Annotated in this window: 13 protein-coding genes; 4 read left to right on the plus strand and 9 right to left on the minus strand. The window is 63.0% G+C overall.

Features of this window, described 5'->3' with window-relative positions:
• Positions 1-97: 97 nt before the first annotated feature.
• The 8 genes from IH615_RS04730 to IH615_RS04765 all read right to left on the minus strand — a co-directional run bounded on the left by IH615_RS04730 (position 98) and on the right by IH615_RS04765 (position 9,523).
• Entirely contained in the window at positions 98-1,681 is a 1,584-nt protein-coding gene (locus IH615_RS04730) for an FGGY-family carbohydrate kinase (protein WP_291360233.1), read from the minus strand.
• A gap of 153 nt (positions 1,682-1,834) precedes the next feature.
• A complete protein-coding gene (locus tag IH615_RS04735) occupies positions 1,835-3,310 on the minus strand; it encodes a mannitol dehydrogenase family protein (RefSeq protein WP_291360234.1) in 1,476 nt (491 codons plus the stop codon).
• 10 nt (positions 3,311-3,320) lie between these two features.
• A complete protein-coding gene (locus IH615_RS04740; RefSeq protein WP_291360235.1) occupies positions 3,321-4,325 on the minus strand; it encodes an ABC transporter ATP-binding protein in 1,005 nt (334 codons plus the stop codon).
• 13 nt (positions 4,326-4,338) lie between these two features.
• Positions 4,339-5,169, minus strand: a complete 831-nt coding sequence (locus IH615_RS04745) for a carbohydrate ABC transporter permease (protein ID WP_291360237.1) — start codon at positions 5,167-5,169, stop codon at positions 4,339-4,341.
• A gap of 12 nt (positions 5,170-5,181) precedes the next feature.
• Positions 5,182-6,054: a sugar ABC transporter permease gene (locus tag IH615_RS04750; RefSeq protein WP_291360239.1), complete on the minus strand. Its 873-nt coding sequence runs from the start codon at positions 6,052-6,054 to the stop codon at positions 5,182-5,184.
• 176 nt (positions 6,055-6,230) lie between these two features.
• A complete protein-coding gene (locus IH615_RS04755) occupies positions 6,231-7,541 on the minus strand; it encodes a sugar ABC transporter substrate-binding protein (protein ID WP_291360241.1) in 1,311 nt (436 codons plus the stop codon).
• A gap of 156 nt (positions 7,542-7,697) precedes the next feature.
• Positions 7,698-8,657 (minus strand): sugar-binding transcriptional regulator, encoded by a 960-nt coding sequence (locus IH615_RS04760; protein WP_291360242.1) that lies wholly within the window; start codon positions 8,655-8,657, stop codon positions 7,698-7,700.
• A 92-nt stretch (positions 8,658-8,749) separates the two neighbouring features.
• On the minus strand, positions 8,750-9,523 hold the full coding sequence (locus tag IH615_RS04765; protein WP_291360244.1) for a FadR/GntR family transcriptional regulator: 774 nt from the start codon (positions 9,521-9,523) through the stop codon (positions 8,750-8,752).
• A 424-nt stretch (positions 9,524-9,947) separates the two neighbouring features.
• On the opposite strand from IH615_RS04765, the gene chvE reads away from it, so the two are divergent.
• The 3 genes from chvE (at position 9,948) to mmsB (ending at position 13,944) form a co-directional block, all read left to right on the plus strand.
• On the plus strand, positions 9,948-11,024 hold the full coding sequence (gene chvE / locus IH615_RS04770) for a multiple monosaccharide ABC transporter substrate-binding protein (RefSeq protein ID WP_291360247.1): 1,077 nt from the start codon (positions 9,948-9,950) through the stop codon (positions 11,022-11,024).
• 107 nt (positions 11,025-11,131) lie between these two features.
• Positions 11,132-12,664, plus strand: coding sequence for a multiple monosaccharide ABC transporter ATP-binding protein (gene mmsA / locus IH615_RS04775; RefSeq protein WP_291360248.1), 1,533 nt, complete (start codon positions 11,132-11,134; stop codon positions 12,662-12,664).
• The gene (gene mmsB / locus IH615_RS04780; RefSeq protein ID WP_291360249.1) at positions 12,661-13,944 is read left to right on the plus strand and encodes a multiple monosaccharide ABC transporter permease; all 1,284 of its coding nucleotides are present in this window, start codon (positions 12,661-12,663) and stop codon (positions 13,942-13,944) included. The genes mmsA and mmsB overlap by 4 nt, the downstream gene beginning before the upstream one ends.
• A gap of 218 nt (positions 13,945-14,162) precedes the next feature.
• Here the strand turns inward: mmsB and IH615_RS04785 are convergent, their stop codons facing one another.
• Positions 14,163-15,467: an MFS transporter gene (locus IH615_RS04785; RefSeq protein WP_291360255.1), complete on the minus strand. Its 1,305-nt coding sequence runs from the start codon at positions 15,465-15,467 to the stop codon at positions 14,163-14,165.
• 36 nt (positions 15,468-15,503) lie between these two features.
• Between IH615_RS04785 and IH615_RS04790 the strand changes: the two genes are divergently transcribed.
• Complete coding sequence (locus IH615_RS04790; RefSeq protein ID WP_291360251.1) at positions 15,504-15,932, plus strand: helix-turn-helix domain-containing protein; 429 nt, start codon at positions 15,504-15,506, stop codon at positions 15,930-15,932.
• Positions 15,933-16,438 lie beyond the last annotated feature (506 nt).

Raw genomic sequence — 16,438 nt, forward strand, 5'->3', positions numbered from 1 at the left:
GAGCTTAACGGGGATTGGCCGCCGGGGCTAGGCGAATGGTGCGAGGTTAGTCTGCCCATTCGTTATCCAATCACGTTGTGGGAGGATGAGAGCCCCCTCACACCATCGCGTCGATGGTCTGACGCTGGCGGAGCATTTCGAGGAAGATGCGGTAGTCCTTGTCGAAATGCAGTCTTGCGGCCGGGTCGGGGGCGCGTTCGCGGCCGCCCTGCTGCATGGCGATGCAGGCGGCGTCGAGGCTGGGATAGAGGCCGGCGGCGGTGGCGGCGACCATGGCCATGCCCAGAAGGGTCGCGTCGCGGGCCGAAGATTCCACCACCGTGCAGCCGGTGGCGTCGGCATAGAGTTCCATCAGCACGGCATTCTTGGTGTGCCCGCCGGTGACGTGCAGGGTGTCGATGGCGTAGCCGCGCGTGTTGAGGGTTTCGAGGATGTGGCGGACACCCAGGGCGATAGAAACCGCGGTGCGCCAGTAGAGCCGGCAGAGCGAGTCGAAATCGCTGTCGAGCGTCAGCCCCGAGATGACGCCGAGGGCGAAGGGATCGCCCAGTGGCGAGCGATTGCCGTGGAAATCGGGAAGGACATGCAGGCGCTCGGCGAGTGCCAGGCCCTCGCGTTGGCGCAGTTCGGCGATGCGATGGGCGATGCGATGGTGCATTTCCGGCGACGGATCGCCGCCGGCGCCATGCCAGCGGATGATGTGATCGAGCAGGGCCCCAGTGGCGGACTGGCCGCCTTCGTTGAGCCAGACGCCGGGCAGGACGGCGCCGAAATAGGGACCCCAGACGCCTGAGGTCGGCCGGTCTTCGGCGGAGAGCGCCATGACGCAACTGGAGGTGCCTGCGATGAGGGCCAGATGCCGGTCGATGGTGCCGACATCATGGGTGAAGGCCCCGAGCACACCCAGCGCCCCCGCATGGGCGTCGATGAGGCCGGCGCCGACGCGGCAGGCAGTGGTCAGTCCAAGTTGCGAAGCCGCAAGTTCGGTCAACGGGCCAAGGTCACTGCCCACGGGGCTCGCATGGGCCGGCAGGCCGGCCTTGTCGAACAGGTCCGCAAGGCCGACGCTGGCGAGGAAATCGGGCTGCCAGCCGGCCTCGGTATGGGCGAGGTAGGTCCACTTGCAGGTGAGGGTCGACTGGCTGCGGGCGAGGGAGCCAGTGGCCTTCCAGGAGAGGAAGTCGGCCAGGTCGAACATCATGCCCGCTCTTTCCCAGCTTCGCGACATATGGCGCTTGAGCCACATCAGCTTGGGCACTTCCATTTCCGGGGACATGACGCCGCCGGCATAGGCGAGGACCAGGTGGCCGGTGGCGGTGCATTCCTCGGCCTCGGCCAGCGCACGATGGTCGAGCCAGACCACGGTGTCCCAATTGTCTTCGCCATTGGTCGAAACGGTGACTGGACCGCCGGCGGCGTCGCGCACGACGAGCGAGCAGGTGGCGTCGAAACCGAGGCCGACAACGTGGGATGGATCGGCCCCGGCGGTGGCCATCGCCTCGCGGACCGCGGCGCAGACGGCGTGCCAGATCTGCTCGCTGTCATGCTCGGCGTGATTGGCGTCGGTGCGGTTCATGACAATGGCATGTTCGGCCCGCCCGACCAGCGCGCCCTGCGCCGTCAGCACGCCCGCCCGGGCACTCCCCGTGCCCACATCCACAGCCACCAGGAGGCCTTGCATAATGATCGAGCGCCTTCTTCTCGGTTCGGGCGCGAAAGTAGCCGAAGGGAGGGACATGGGCTAGGGGGAGGCCCGGCGCAATGTCTGCAGGTGGCCTTCCCTCCCCTCGTGAGGGGAGGGAGGCGCAGACTATGAGCGCTAGGGGGTCGCTAGCTAGAGCTGATCTGCCAGGTAGCGTTCCAGCGTCGCCTTGGTGCCGATGTCCCAGAGCGTGGTGAGCGCGTGGGTGAAGGCGGCGGTGAAGGTTGGGTGGCTTGCGAGGTCGCCGTAGATGTCGATCATGGCGAGCCAGGCTTTGGGATCGGCCTTGGCCAGATGGGCCTGGGCGGTCAGGCGGTCCCAGCTTGGGTCGTTGGGTTCGATGACGGCGCCGGAGTCGGTTTCGCCGTAGCAATAGCGGCACCAGAGGGCACTCACGAGTGACAATCCGCTAACGGACTGTTGACGTTGAACGCGGTCCAGAGCCGACGGAATGATGAATTTCGGCTGCCGGTTGGAACCGTCGAGGGCCAGCCGCCTGATGGTGTCGCCGATTTTGGGATTGGCAAATCGCCGTTCGCAGAGCGCGAAATAGTCGTTGAGGTCAGTATCGGGCACTGGCGGCACCACGGGAATAATTTCGTCCCGCTCGACCTTGGCGAGGAAGGCCGAGACCAGGGGATGCTGCATGGCTTCGTGGACGAAATGGATGTCCATCAGGCCCGCCGGATAGGCGATGGTGGCGTGGCCGCCATTGAGGATGCGGATCTTCATGTGCTCGTAGGGGGCGACGTCCTCGACGAACTGGACGCCGACCTTTTCCAGCGCCGGGCGGCCGGCGGGAAAGTTGTCCTCGAGTACCCACTGCCGAAAACTCTCGCAGAAGACGGGCCAGTTGTCCTCGATACCGAAGTCTTCGGCGAGGAGGGCGACCTCGCGCGGGGAGGTGGCGGGGGTGATCCGGTCGACCATGCCATTGGGGAAGGCGACGTTGTGACTGACCCACTCGGCCAGCGCCGGATCGACCAGATGGGCGAGACCGACCACCGCATTTTCGGTGACGTGGCCATTGCCGGGAATGTTGTCGCAGCTCATGACGGTGAAAGGCACAATACCGGCGGCGCGGCGGCGCATGAGGCCGGCGAGGATGAGGCCGAAGGCGGTCTTGGGGTCGGCCATGTTGGCGGCGTCGAAGGCGATATCGGGGTGGTTGGGATCAAACTTCTGGCTGGCCGGGTCGATATAGTAGCCGCCCTCGGTAATGGTCAGCGAGACGATGCGGATGGCGGGATCGGCGAGGCGGGCGATGACGGCGGCGCTGTCGCCGGGGCGGATATAGTCGATCATGGCGCCGGTGATGCGGGCGCTGCTGGCATCGGCTTCCTGCTCGACGACGGTCGTCAACCAATCCTGCGCCATCAGCTTTTGCCGCATGGCCTCGTCGGTCGTGCGGACGCCGGCACCGACCAGCGCCCAATCGTGGTCGGCGCCCGTGGCGAACAGATCGTCGAGATAGACGGCCTGATGGGCGCGGTGAAAATTGCCGACGCCGAAATGCACGATGCCAGGCGTGAGGTCGCTTCGGTCATAGGCGGGGATGGACGCCGTCGATATGGCGGGGAGAGCCTGGGCCGAGAGCTTGGTGGTCATGGGGTATTCCTTAGAGAGCCTTGCCCGCAGCGTCGAAGCGGTAGATGCGGGTCGGGTCCGGCGTCAGATATACATCGTCGCCGTGGCTGAAGGTCTGGTCGCCGTCGGTGCGGATGGTCATGAGACCGAGGCCATCGACATGGACGTGGAGGAAAGTGTCTGAGCCGAGCTGCTCGGCGACGCCGACCTTGCCTTTCCAGGTGCCCGGTGTCGGTGCGGTGGCGAGCTTGAAGTGTTCAGGGCGGACGCCGATGGCGTGGGCATCGTATTTGGCGGCCTCCGGGCCGTCGACGAAGTTCATCCGGGGGCTGCCGATGAAGCCGGCGACGAAGCGATTGGCGGGCTTCTTGTAGAGATCGAGCGGCGAGCCGAACTGCTCGACATTGCCGGCATTGAGCACCACGATGCGGTCGGCCATGGTCATGGCCTCGACCTGATCGTGGGTGACGTAGATCATGGTGGTCTTGAGCTGCTGGTGCAGTTCGGTGATTTCAAGGCGCATGTTGACGCGCAGGGCGGCGTCGAGGTTGGACAAGGGTTCGTCGAACAGGAAGGCCTTGGGCTCGCGCACGATGGCGCGGCCGATGGCGACGCGCTGGCGCTGGCCGCCGGAGAGGGCGCGCGGGCGGCGATCGAGATAGGAGCTGAGGTTCAGCGTGCGGGCGGCGTATTCGACCTTCTGGTCGATCACCTCCTTGGGCGCCTTGGCCATCTTGAGGGGGAAGGCGATGTTGTCGCGCACGGTCATATGCGGATAGAGCGCATAGGACTGGAACACCATGGCGAGGCCGCGACGAGCCGGCGGGGCCTTGGTCATGTCTTCGCCATCGAGCAGGATCTGGCCCGAGGTGGTGTCTTCGAGGCCGGCGATGAGGCGCAGCAAGGTTGACTTGCCGCAGCCGGAGGGTCCGACGAAGACGACGAACTCACCGTCTTTGATATCGAGGCTGATATCCGGAATGATCTGGACTTCGCCGAAGGACTTCTTGACGTGGGAGAGGGTGATGGAGCCCATTTTTCGATAGTCCTTACTTTACAGCGCCGAAGGTGAGGCCGCGGACGAGTTGTTTCTGACTGAACCAGCCCATGAGCAGGATCGGCGCGATGGCGAGCAGGGAGGCGGCCGAGAGTTTGGCCAGGAACAGGCCCTGCGGACTCGAGAATGACGAGATGAAGGCGGTCAGCGTGCCGGCGCGGCCCGAGGTCAGGGTGATGGTCCAGAAGGCTTCGTTCCAGGCGAGGATGACATTGAGCAAAAGGGTCGAGGCGATGCCGGGAACGGCCATGGGGACGAGGACGTGGACGATCTCGTTCCACAGTTCGGCACCGTCCATGCGAGCGGCTTCGAGGATGTCGACCGGGATTTCCTTGAAGTAGGTGTAGAGCATCCAGATGATGATCGGCAGGTTGATCAGCGTCATGATCAGCGTCAGGCCATGCACGGTGTCGAGCAGGCGCAGGTCGCGGAAGATCAGGTAGATCGGGATCAGCACGCCGACGGCGGGCATCATCTTGGTGGAGAGCATCCACATCAGGATGTCCTTGGTCTTCTTGGATGGCGCGAAAGCCATGGACCAGGCGGCCGGGATGCCGATGATCAGCCCGAGCAGGGTGGAGCCGACCGAGACCAGGATCGAATTGATGGCGTGCTTGAAATAGTCCGACCGATCCTGCACGGCGGAGAAGTTTTCCAGCGTGAAGTTCTGCGGGAAGAAGGTGGGCGTGTTGGAGATGGCCTCGGCCTCGGTCTTGAAGGCGGTCAGCAGCACCCAGAGGATGGGCGAGAAGAGGATGAGAGCGACGGCCCAGGCGGCGATGGTGAAGCCGACTTTGGTACCAGTGGAAACGTTGCGTGCCATTTGGTCCGCTCCCTACGCGTCTAGGTTCTTGCCGACAGCGCGCATCAGGAAGAATGCGACGATGTTGGCGATGACGACGGCAACGACGCCACCGGCGGAGCCGGCGCCGATGTCATTGCTGAGGATGCCGGTGCGGAAGACGAGGAAGGCGATATTGGTCGAGGCATAGCCGGGGCCGCCGCCTGTCGTGACGCGGATTTCCGCGAAGATGCCGAGGAGGAAGATGGTTTGGATCAGGATCACGATGGTGATCGAGCGGGCCATGTGCGGCAGGATGATATAGTAGAAGCGGTTGATGGCATTGGCGCCGTCCATCTCGGCCGCCTCGCGCTGCTCTTCGGAGAGCGACTGCAAGGCGGTCAGCAGGATCAGGGTCGCAAAAGGCAGCCACTGCCAGGCGACGATGACGATGACCGAGAAGAGCGGATACTGGTTGAACCAGTCGACCGGCTCGAGGCCGAAGAATTTCCACAGATGCCCCAGCATGCCATAGCCGGGATGCATGAAGCCGTTTTTCCAGATCAGCGCCGCCACGGGCGGCATGACGAAGAAAGGCGAGATGACGATGATGCGGAGGATCCCCTGGCCCCAGATGGGCTGATCGAGCAGCAGCGCCAGGAAGGTGCCGCCGATGACGGTGATGAGCAGCACGCCGCCGACCAGGATCAGCGTGTTGACCAGCGACTGGGTGAAGCTGGGATCGCCGATGACGTAGAGGTAGTTTCCCCAGCCGGCAAAGCCGGTCATCATCGGGTTGATCAGGCTGTAGTTCTGGAAGCTGAACCAGAGCGTCATGGCCAGCGGCACGATCATCCAGATCAGCAGCACGATCACTGATGGCGCCATCATGATGCGGGCGAGGGTGCGGGTTTGTGCGGTGGCCATCGTGACTCCGGGCTTTTTGCGACGTTGCTTCTCTCGGTGCCCCCACGTCGTGGAAGGCAGCATGGCTGCCGAGGGAAGACCAGACGGGGTACTGGCGCATCCCGTCCGCTGCACGAGAGAACCGCCCGGTCGCCAGAGGGGACCTTTGACCGGGCGGGGTCGTCGTCGGGGGGAGACTACTTGATGTAGCCGGCGCGGGTCATGTCGCGCAGGGTGGCGTCCTGGGCCTGGGCCAGGGCGTCGTCAGCCGACATCTGGCCGGCAAGCGCCGCCGAGAAGAGCTGGCCGACATTGGTGGCGATACCGGCAAATTCCGGGATAGCCACGAACTGCACGCCGACATAGGGAACCGGCTTGACTGACGGCTGGGACGGATCGGCAGCATAGATCGAGCCCATGGTCATTTCGGCGAAGGGCGCGGCAGCCTGGTAGTCCGGATTCTCGTAGAGCGAGATACGGGTGCCGGGGGGAACATTGGCCCAGCCTTCCTTCTCGGCAACGAGAGCCAGATAGTCCTTGCTGGTCGCCCAGTTGATGAACTGCTCGGCAGCCTCGGCATTCTGCGAGGAGTTCGGGATGGCCAGCGACCAGGCCCAGAGCCAATTGCCACGCTTGCCGAGGCCGGTATCGGGCGCCAGGGCAAAGCCGACCTTGTCGGCCACGGTGGAGTCGGCAGGGTTGGTCACGAAGGATGCCGCCACCGTGGCGTCGATCCACATGCCGCACTTGCCCTGCTGGAACAGCGTCAGGTTTTCGTTGAAGCCGTTGGACGAGGCACCGGTCGGACCGGCATCGGCCATCAGCGACAGGTAGGTGTCGAGGGTCGACTTCCATTCGGGCGTATTGAACTGGGGCTGCCAGTTCTCATCGAACCAGCGGGCACCGAAGGAGTTGGACATGGCGGTCAGGAAGGCCATGTTCTCACCCCAGCCGGCCTTGCCGCGCAGGCAGATGCCGTTGATGTCAGCGTCGCGATCGGTCATGGCGCGGGCGGCCTCGCCGATGAATTCCCAGGTCGGGGCTTCCGGCATGGTGAGGCCGGCTTTTTCCATCAGGTCCGTGCGGTACATGATGAAGGAGCTCTCGCCATAGAAGGGGGCGGCATAGAGCTTGCCTTCATAGGACAGGCCGTCACGGATGGGCGGCAGCAGGTCGTCCACGTCGTATTCGGCATCGGCAGCCAGGCCATCGAGCGGCTTCAGCCAGCCCTGCTTGGCCCAGATCGGCGCTTCGTAGGTGCCGATCGTCATCACGTCATACTGGCCACCATTGGTGGCAATGTCGGTGGTGACGTTCTGGCGCAGCGTGTTTTCTTCCAGCACCACCCAGTTGAGTTCGATGCCGGTTTCTTCGGTGAAGGCCGAGGACAGGCCCTGCATGCGGATCATGTCGCCATTGTTGACGGTGGCGATGGTGAGCGTCTGCGCCGAGGCGGATGCCGCCAGCGCAAGGGTAAACGCGCCCACGAGAATGGGTGTCAGTTTCATATATTCCTCCCAGTAACCGAAACGGGCATTTGTTCCGGCAATGGGCAAATACTCACAACTCATGCGGCAGAGTCAAGCGTGCTATGCGCCCGTCGCCGGGCGTATGTTTCACGGAAATCGATTTCGGTGCGGTATTTATGTAATCAATTCAGATGATTACGGATTCTGCAGCAGGCCTTCAGCGGTGCGCTCGTCGGTAATGAGCCCGTTGACGATGCGACGGCTGAGGATGGCCCGGATGCCGGGCAATTTCTTCTTGCCCATGGCAATTGCTACAACCAGCGAGGTTTCCCGCGAGGGAATCGGCGCCGACGCCACCCGGTCATTGGTCAGGCCCTCGATCATCTTTCCGTCGGCATCGAAGCTCCAGCCGCAGATTTCGCCGACGGCGCCGGCTTTCTGCAGGGCCTTGAGTTCGGCGTCGCTGATGAAGCCGTCGAGATAGAGCGGCGCTTCGGGGCCGATATCGCCGACGCCGACGAAGGTCACGTCCGCCTGCGCGGTGAGCGCCAGGGTTTCCCGGATCATGGGCTGGGCATGGAGCAACTCACGTTCGCGCGCCGAGGAGGCGATGACCGGCAGCGGCATGGGGAAGCTGCGGGCCTTGACCGTATCGGCCATGTTGAAGATGACGTTGTAGTAGGCGGCGGAGCCATCGGGAGCGATATTGCCGGTCAGCGACACGACCTTGTGATGCGGGCAGGCCATGGGCGTGAGCTGTTCCACGGCTGCCTTGAGCGTGCGCCCCGTACCGATGGCCATGACGATGGGATCAGCCCGCTTGAGCCAGCGTTCAATCTCCGCTGCGGCGGCCTCGGCGACGCCAATAGTGGTCGATTCGCTGGATGGATCGGAGGGCACGACCTCGATGAGGTCCAGACCGAAGCGGGTGCGCAGCCGGGCCGCAAGGTCCATGCAGCGGCCAATGGGGTGATCGAGTCGGACCTTGATGAGGCCCTCGCTGACCGAAAGCGAGACCAGGCGCTGCGCCGACTGGCGCGAAATGCCAAGCTTGGTGGCGATTTCTTCCTGGGTATTGCCGGCGACATAGTAGAGCCAGCCGGCGCGGGCCGCGTCGTCCAACCTGTTCATCGAGCTGTCAATTCTCTGCGCCATGGTCCGTCCCGCGAATTGCGCGGATTATTCTGCCATGCACGGCCGGGTCGCAAGGCGTTTCTCCGAGGCAGGCGGGATGAGCCCCCCGAGACTCAAACCTGTGGGGGCGGATTCCTGGCGAGCTGGCTCAGGGCAACGCGGATGTCGCGCTCGGTGTCCTTGAGGTGGACGCGCATCGCCTCGGCTGCGGCACGGCCATTGCCGGCCTTGATGCAGTCGACGATGCGCTGATGCGCTTCGATGGTGTCGTGCAGGGTGTGGCCGCGCTGCTCGTGGCCGCGGCGGCTGATGAAGAAGCCCTCGCGCAGGGGCTGGGCCATGGCCTCGAACAGGAAGCCCAGGACGCGGTTGCCGCTGGCCAAGGCCACCGCCTCGTGGAAGCCGACATCGTGGGTGTGAAAGCCCATCTCCTGCTCGTGGGTCATGGCCTGGCCGCGGATGCCGACCGTGTCGCGCATGCCCTGCAGCTCGCTTTCGATGGCGGCAATGCCGGCACGCGTGGCGCGCTTGGCCGCCAGGGTGGCCGACTGCACTTCCAGGGAGAGGCGCACCTCGATGAGGTCGAACAGGCCCTTGGAATCATATCGGATGAGCGAGGTGAGAAAATCGGCGAAGGCGGCGCCATCGGGTTCGCGCACCACGGCCTTGCGGCCGCGCGCAATGGCCAGGAGGCCGCGCCCCTCGAGCAGCTTGACCGCCTCGCGGATGGTGAGCCGGCTGACATCATAGCGGGCAGCCAGATCCGCCTCGCTGGGCAGGGTGGAGCCGGGGGACAGTTCGCTCAGGATCAGATGCGCCAACGCATCTGCCACGGCCTGGGCAGCGGTGGGGTGATCCGGGCGAAAACGCTCATCGGATGTCGTCACAAGTCCTCCAAGGTATCTGATACCTTTGTCGTGCCGGCGACGCTTTTCGGTCTTTTTGGGCACGTACCTAAACAGGCGACTGCATCATAACGGCGGGATTGGTGCGCCGCAATCACCGCAAAACATGGGTTACCGTTAATATTCAACTATCGAAAAAATTCGGAGCGTGCGGGAATCCGCCTTTACACTGGTATCTGATTATCCTAGTTTCCGGCCCGTGGGCTTGGGAGGGCCCGGGCGGTAACCGCCGCCACGCAGGAGGACCTTCATGCACGATCTACTGGCAGCACGCCCACGGGTGTCGGCTCGGTTTTTCGGTCGCTCGCGATTCCCATCTCGATGTGACGCATGCATCGTCCATGGCCTCTCCCCTGACGACCATCCAAAAAGCTTCTGAACTCGAAATACAAAAGGGAGTCGAGACGTGAAGATTATCAAGACGCTTGCCACCGTGCTGGCAGTCGGCGCCATGGCGCTGACCTCCGCTACCGCGGTCTTCGCACAGGACAAGGGCCAGATCGGCATCGCCATGCCGACGCAGTCCTCGCTGCGCTGGATCTCTGATGGCAACGAGCTCAAGGCAGCTCTCGAAGCCAAGGGCTACACCGTCGACCTGCAGTTCGCGGAAGACGACATCCCGAACCAGCTCGCCCAGATCGAAAACATGGTCACCAAGGGCGTCAAGGCCCTGGTGGTTGCTTCGATCGACGGCACCACGCTCAGCGCCGTGCTGCAGCAGGCCGCCGATGCCGGCATCAAGGTTGTCGCCTATGACCGCCTGATCCGTGAATCGGGCAATGTCGACTACTACACCACCTTCGACAACTTCCAGGTGGGTGTGCTGCAGGCCAACTCGCTCGTGAAGGGCCTCAACGAACGCTTCCCCGACGGCAAGCCGTGGAACGTGGAACTGTTCGGCGGTTCGCCGGACGACAACAACGCCTTCTTCTTCTATGATGGCGCCATGTCCGTCCTGCAGCCGATGATCGATGCCGGCGATATCGTGGTGAAGTCCGGCCAGCAGGGCATGGAAACCGTCGGTACCCTGCGTTGGGACGGCGCCGTTGCCCAGGCTCGCATGGACAACATCCTGTCGGCCAACTACTCGGACGGCTCCACCGTCCAGGGCGTTCTGGCTCCCTATGACGGCCTGTCGCGCGGCATCATCTCGTCGCTCCGCGGCGTTGGCTATGGTTCGGCCGATCTGCCCTGGCCCGTGATCACCGGCCAGGATGCGGAAGCTCCGTCCGTCAAGGCAATCATTGCCGGCGAGCAGTACTCGACCGTCTACAAGGACACCCGCGAACTGGCCAAGGTCACCGCGGACCTGGTTGACACCGTCGTTTCCGGCGCAATGCCAGAAGGCCTCGACACCACCACCTATGACAATGGTGTCAAGGTTGTGCCGTCGATCCTGCTGACCCCGCATGACGTCGACCTGGCCAACTACCAGGCTCTGGTCGTTGACTCGGGCTACATCAAGCCGGAAGACCTGCAGTAAGCGTCGGCTTTAAGCCAATGGGGCTCCGCGGCAACGCGGGGCCCTTTCCTGTCACCGGGCCTAGGCGCTAGAATGCGACGCCCGGCGTGCATACGAGAAAGCACTCAATGACCAAGACCATTCTGGAGATGCGCAGCATCACCAAGACCTTCCCTGGCGTGAAGGCGCTGTCGGATGTGAACCTGGACGTCCGGGAGGCAGAGATCCACGCCATCGTGGGCGAGAACGGCGCCGGCAAATCCACGCTGATGAAGGTGCTAAGCGGGGTATATCCCTCCGGCAGCTATGACGGCCAGATCATCTACAAGGGCGAAGAGCAGCATTTCAAGTCGATCCGCGACAGCGAGCACAAGGGCATTGTCATCATCCACCAGGAGCTGGCGCTGGTGCCGCTGCTGTCGATCGCCGAGAATATCTTCCTGGGCAACGAGCAGGCCAGGGCCGGCGTGATCGACTGGGACGAGACCCGCGACGGCGCGGGCAAGCTGCTGGGCATGGTCGGGCTCAACGAAGATCCCAATACGCTGGTGACCAATATCGGCGTGGGCAAGCAGCAGCTGGTGGAAATCGCCAAGGCGCTCAGCAAGGAAGTCAAGCTCCTCATCCTGGATGAGCCGACCGCATCGCTGTCCGAAAAGGACAGCGCGGCGCTGCTCGACCTGCTGATGGAATTCCGCAAGCAGGGCATTACCTCGATCCTGATCAGCCACAAGCTCAACGAAGTGAGCAAGGTCGCCGACCGGATCACCGTGATCCGCGACGGGCGCAGCATCGAGACGCTCAACAAGGAAGATATCACCGAAGACCGCATCATCACGCTGATGGTGGGCCGCTCGCTGGAAGACCGCTATCCGGCTCGCGTGCCCCAGATTGGCGACGTGGTGTTCGAGGTCAAGGACTGGTCGGTCTATCACCAGCTGCATCGCGAGCGGCAGGTGATCAAGAATATCGGCATCAATATCCGCAAGGGCGAAGTCGTCGGCATTGCCGGGCTGATGGGCTCGGGCCGCACCGAATTCGCGATGAGCCTGTTCGGCAAATCCTACGGCCAGCGCATCTCCGGCGAAGTGTATCTGCATGGCAAGAAGATCGACACGTCCACGGTCGAGAAGGCCGTGGCGCACGGCATCGCCTATGCCACCGAGGACCGCAAGACCTATGGCCTCAACCTGATCGACCACATCAAGCACAATACCACGATCGCCAACCTGACCGGCATTTCGCGGGTCGGCGTGATCGACGACATGGCCGAGATGGACGTCGCCAACGAGTATCGCAAGAAGACCAATATCCGCTCGTCGAGCGTCTATCAGGTCACCGGCAATCTCTCGGGCGGCAATCAGCAGAAGGTGGTGCTCAGCAAGTGGCTGTTCGCCAATCCGGAAGTGCTGATCCTGGACGAGCCGACGCGCGGCATCGATGTCGGCGCCAAGTATGAAATCTACACCATCATCAACAATCTGGCGGCGCAGGGCAAAGCGATCCTGGTCATCTCCTCGGAGATGCCGGAGCTGCTTGGCATCACCGACCGCGTCTATGTAATGAACGAAGGCCGCATCGTTGGCGAAATGCCGACCAGCGAAGCCAGCCAGGAAAAGATCATGCGCTCGATCGTACGCGCTGAAGGGAAGGCATCATGACCACCGAAACCGCCCAGCCGGGCATCACAGCGACCGGCGAACAGGCCAAGGTCCAGGAACTGACGGTATGGGGCGCGCTCCAGGCCAATCTGCGCGATTACGGCCTGCTGCTGGCGCTGATCCTGATCATGCTGTTCTTCCAGTATTTTACCGCCGGCGTGCTGTTCAAGCCGGTGAACCTGACCAACATCATCCTGCAGAACAGCTACATCATCGTGATGGCGCTGGGCATGTTGCTGGTGATTGTGGCGGGCCATATCGACCTCAGCGTCGGCTCGATTTCGGGCTTTGTGGGCGCCCTGGCGGCCATGCTGATGGTCGGCTGGCGGTTCCCGCCCGAACTGGCATTCCTTGCCAATCCGTTCGTGGCCGGTGCGATCTGCCTGGTCGTGGGGGCGGCTATCGGCGCGTTGCAGGGCTATCTGATCGCCTATCACAAGATTCCCAGCTTCATCGTGACGCTGGCCGGCATGCTGATCTTCAAGGGCCTTTCGCTGGCCATCCTCGCCGGCAAGTCGGTCGGTCCGTTCCCGGCCGAATTCCAGCTGCTGTCGGCCGGTTTCATCCCCGATATCATCGGGCCGACCACGCTGGTGGCTGCCAGCGAGGGCGTGCAGCCTGTCGTGCTCCACACCACGACCATGGTCATCGCCATCGTGGCTATCGTCGCCATGGTGTTCTTTGCCATCCGCGGCCGGTCCCGTCGCCTGGCGCGGGGCTATGAGAGCGAGCCGTTTGGCTTGTTCATCGTCAAGAACCTGGTGATTGCGGCGCTGGTGCTGTTCTTCGCGTATATGCTGGCCTCCTATCGTGGCCTGCCGAACGTGCTGGTCGTGATGGGCCTGCTGATCGCGCTCTTCGTGTTCATCACCAAGCGCATGACCTTTGGCCGCCGCATCTATGCACTGGGCGGCAATCTCAAGGCGGCGGCGCTGTCCGGCATCAAGACCGAACGGCTGACCTTCTACGTGTTCGCCATCATGGGTGCGCTGGCAGCTCTCGCCGGCATGATCTATGCGGCCCGCCTCAACTCGGCGACGCCCAAGGCCGGCCAGGGCCTCGAGCTCGACGTGATCGCGGCCGTGTTCATCGGCGGCGCCTCGGCGCTGGGCGGTGTCGGCCAGGTGGCCGGCGCGGTCATCGGCGCCTTCATCATGGGCGTGATGAACAACGGCATGTCGATCATGGGCGTCAATATCGATTGGCAGCAGATGATCAAGGGCGTGGTGCTGCTGGCAGCCGTGTTCTTCGATTTGTACAACAAGAACCGCTCGGCGTAAGCCGGTCGGGGAATGGAAGTGACAAGGCCGTCGGGGTGACCCGGCGGCCTTTTTGTTTGGGGCAGTTATGGGGGATTGCGGCCTGTCGGCTTTTGGGCAGACGAGCCGGAAAGCCGACAGAAGTTGTCGCAGAAGCCCCCCAAAATGGACTGCTGTTGCGACCGAGTTTTGCGCCAAAATTCCTTGAGAAGTCAGCGCCAGCGGTTTTGTCGCGAAGCTCAGGATTCTTGCGTCGGCTGATCCGCTGTCGCCAACAGTGATGCTCGTTCCGACCGCCTTGCGATAACATTGGTGCCGATCGCGACAGTTATCATTGCACCGGCGAGCAGGAAGGTGAGTTGCATGCCGATGGCGATCGCCGCAGGCGCGGCATGGGCGATATCTTGCGTCCCGACGCCCAAGGCGAAGACTGCCCCCATGACGGACGCGCCCCCGATCAACCCAATGTTTCGCGACAGGCCGAGTAGCCCAGAGACCGTGCCGCGCCGGTCCGTTGGGACATCTGCCAGCGCGGCGGTGTTGTTGGCGGCCTGGAACAGCTGGTAGCCCGGAGTCAGAACGATGATGGAGAGCACATAGCCGACCACTCCGATCGTGTTTGGCAGGAACGCCAGAAGGAAGGCACCGGCCGCCATGAGGGCGAGCCCAATCGCCAGCACCCGGTTGCTTCCCCAGGCATCAACCAGTCGCCCGGAGGGGATGCCGCTGAAGATGGAGATCACCGGACCAATCGCCATGAGGAACCCCACCAGCGTTTCCTTCAGGCCAAGCCCGAGGCCGAGATAAAACGGGCCAACCACGAGCGTCGTCATCATGACAGTAGCGACTAGCAGGTTGACGAGAAGATTGGGTAGAAGGGCCAGGTTTAGGACGGACCGCAGACTTGCCGATGATGTCTTCCCCTTGCCGGCGTCGTTCGGCAGCATGGCGAACGCCAGAAAGAACGCGATGGCCGCCAGCGGGAGTTGCACCCAGAAGATGCCACGCCATCCCGTTGCCGGGACTAGTACCCCCCCAAGCGTAGGGCCGAGCGCCGTGCCCAGCGCCGAGACCGTGCCGAGCAGGCCCATGGCTCTCCCCACGCTCGCCTCGCCCGCCGTCTGACGCATCAGCGCCATGGAAAGCGTCATGAGGAAGGCCGCTCCGATGCCCTGAAGTGCGCGCGCACAGATCAGCGACCACAGGTTCTGCGCGAGGCCGCAAACGAGCGAGCCAACGAAAAAAAGACCAAGGCCTGCGAGCAACATGGGCTTTGTACCATGATTGTCGCCGAGCCGACCGGCGATGACGACCGCCACCGTCAAGGCCGCAAGATAGGAGACGACGACTGCCTGTACCTCGGCAAAAGGCGCCGAAAACGCCTCGGCCAGCGCCGGCAGTGCGATATTGGCGATGCTGGTGCCGAGCGAGGCAAGCAACATAGCCAGAGCCAGCGTGATCGTAATCCCCGATTGTTTTCTGTCTTTTGTGCGCGTTTCAGCGTGTTCCATCGCCTGTTCCTCTTGCCTGAATATCGGTTCCAGAGCAGGCTGCCACTTCAAGCCGACTTGAGGTCAAGCATGAAATTTCTGGATATCGGAGAGGTATCGGCACAGAGCGGATTCAGGCCTTCGGCATTGCGCTACTACGAGGAAGCGGGGCTGATTTCCTCAGTTTCACGGCACGGTCTGCGCAGACAGTTTCCGCCCGAAGTTCTGTTGCAGCTCAAACTGATCGCGATGGGCAAGTTGGCGGGGTTCTCCCTTGAAGAGATCGCCGGGATGTTTGGGAGGAACGGTACTCCGGACTTGCCCCGCGCCGGGCTTCATCAGAAGGCCAACGAGATGGACCGGCAAATCCGCGAATTAACGGCACTGCGCGACACGCTCCGGCACGTCGCCGAGTGCCCTGCGCCATCGCATATAGAGTGCCCCACCTTCAAGCGGCTCCTGGAGGTCGCGGGACAGCGGAGCGCCGTAAGGAAGAATATAACCGGCAAGCAAAGATAGGCTTCAGGGGCCTCCCTTCGTCAGATGAGACTTTCACAAAACTCCCGATTGAAGCGACGCCTCCGCGTTTGTTTCCTGCGACACCTATGTCCACAGGCAGCAGCACCTGCAAGTGGCCGCTTTTAGGTCCATCACGGTATCCCATGATCGTCCGGGATGGGGTAGCAACCCGCCACTATCTCGTCGCTCCCCCATCGCACTTTGCAAATACTTATCCCCGCCTCCAAAACCTCCCTTATCCTCCATCCATTCCCGCCGCTCACGCGGTGCCGACGAAGTACCGGGCGGGGAGATGGGTGGATCGGGGTCGCCTGGTCCAGGCAGGGGAAACCCGGCAGCTGCGCTTGCGACACAGCGTACCTGGACCGAACCTGCCCAAAACCCCAGTCGTGTGAAGCGGCTTTCGCCTCTTCAATAATCAAACAGGCGGCGCAAGCCGTCGGGGCGAAAGCCGCTTCATGCCGTGTAACCGCGACGCTTCCGGGCCGGGCGGCAATGTCCGCTCG

The sequence above is a fragment of the Devosia sp. genome, assembly GCF_014860165.1.
Lineage (GTDB): Bacteria > Pseudomonadota > Alphaproteobacteria > Rhizobiales > Devosiaceae > Devosia.

Excerpts from the sequence above, each read along its gene's own strand:
- IH615_RS04730 (WP_291360233.1), bottom strand. The coding sequence starts at position 1,681 with ATGCAAGGCCTCCTGGTGGCTGTGGATGTGGGCACGGGGAGTGCCCGG.
- IH615_RS04735 (WP_291360234.1), bottom strand. The coding sequence starts at position 3,310 with ATGACCACCAAGCTCTCGGCCCAGGCTCTCCCCGCCATATCGACGGCG.
- IH615_RS04740 (WP_291360235.1), bottom strand. The coding sequence starts at position 4,325 with ATGGGCTCCATCACCCTCTCCCACGTCAAGAAGTCCTTCGGCGAAGTC.
- IH615_RS04745 (WP_291360237.1), bottom strand. The coding sequence starts at position 5,169 with ATGGCACGCAACGTTTCCACTGGTACCAAAGTCGGCTTCACCATCGCC.
- IH615_RS04750 (WP_291360239.1), bottom strand. The coding sequence starts at position 6,054 with ATGGCCACCGCACAAACCCGCACCCTCGCCCGCATCATGATGGCGCCA.
- IH615_RS04755 (WP_291360241.1), bottom strand. The coding sequence starts at position 7,541 with ATGAAACTGACACCCATTCTCGTGGGCGCGTTTACCCTTGCGCTGGCG.
- IH615_RS04760 (WP_291360242.1), bottom strand. The coding sequence starts at position 8,657 with ATGGCGCAGAGAATTGACAGCTCGATGAACAGGTTGGACGACGCGGCC.
- mmsA (WP_291360248.1), top strand. The coding sequence starts at position 11,132 with ATGACCAAGACCATTCTGGAGATGCGCAGCATCACCAAGACCTTCCCT.
- mmsB (WP_291360249.1), top strand. The coding sequence starts at position 12,661 with ATGACCACCGAAACCGCCCAGCCGGGCATCACAGCGACCGGCGAACAG.
- IH615_RS04790 (WP_291360251.1), top strand. The coding sequence starts at position 15,504 with ATGAAATTTCTGGATATCGGAGAGGTATCGGCACAGAGCGGATTCAGG.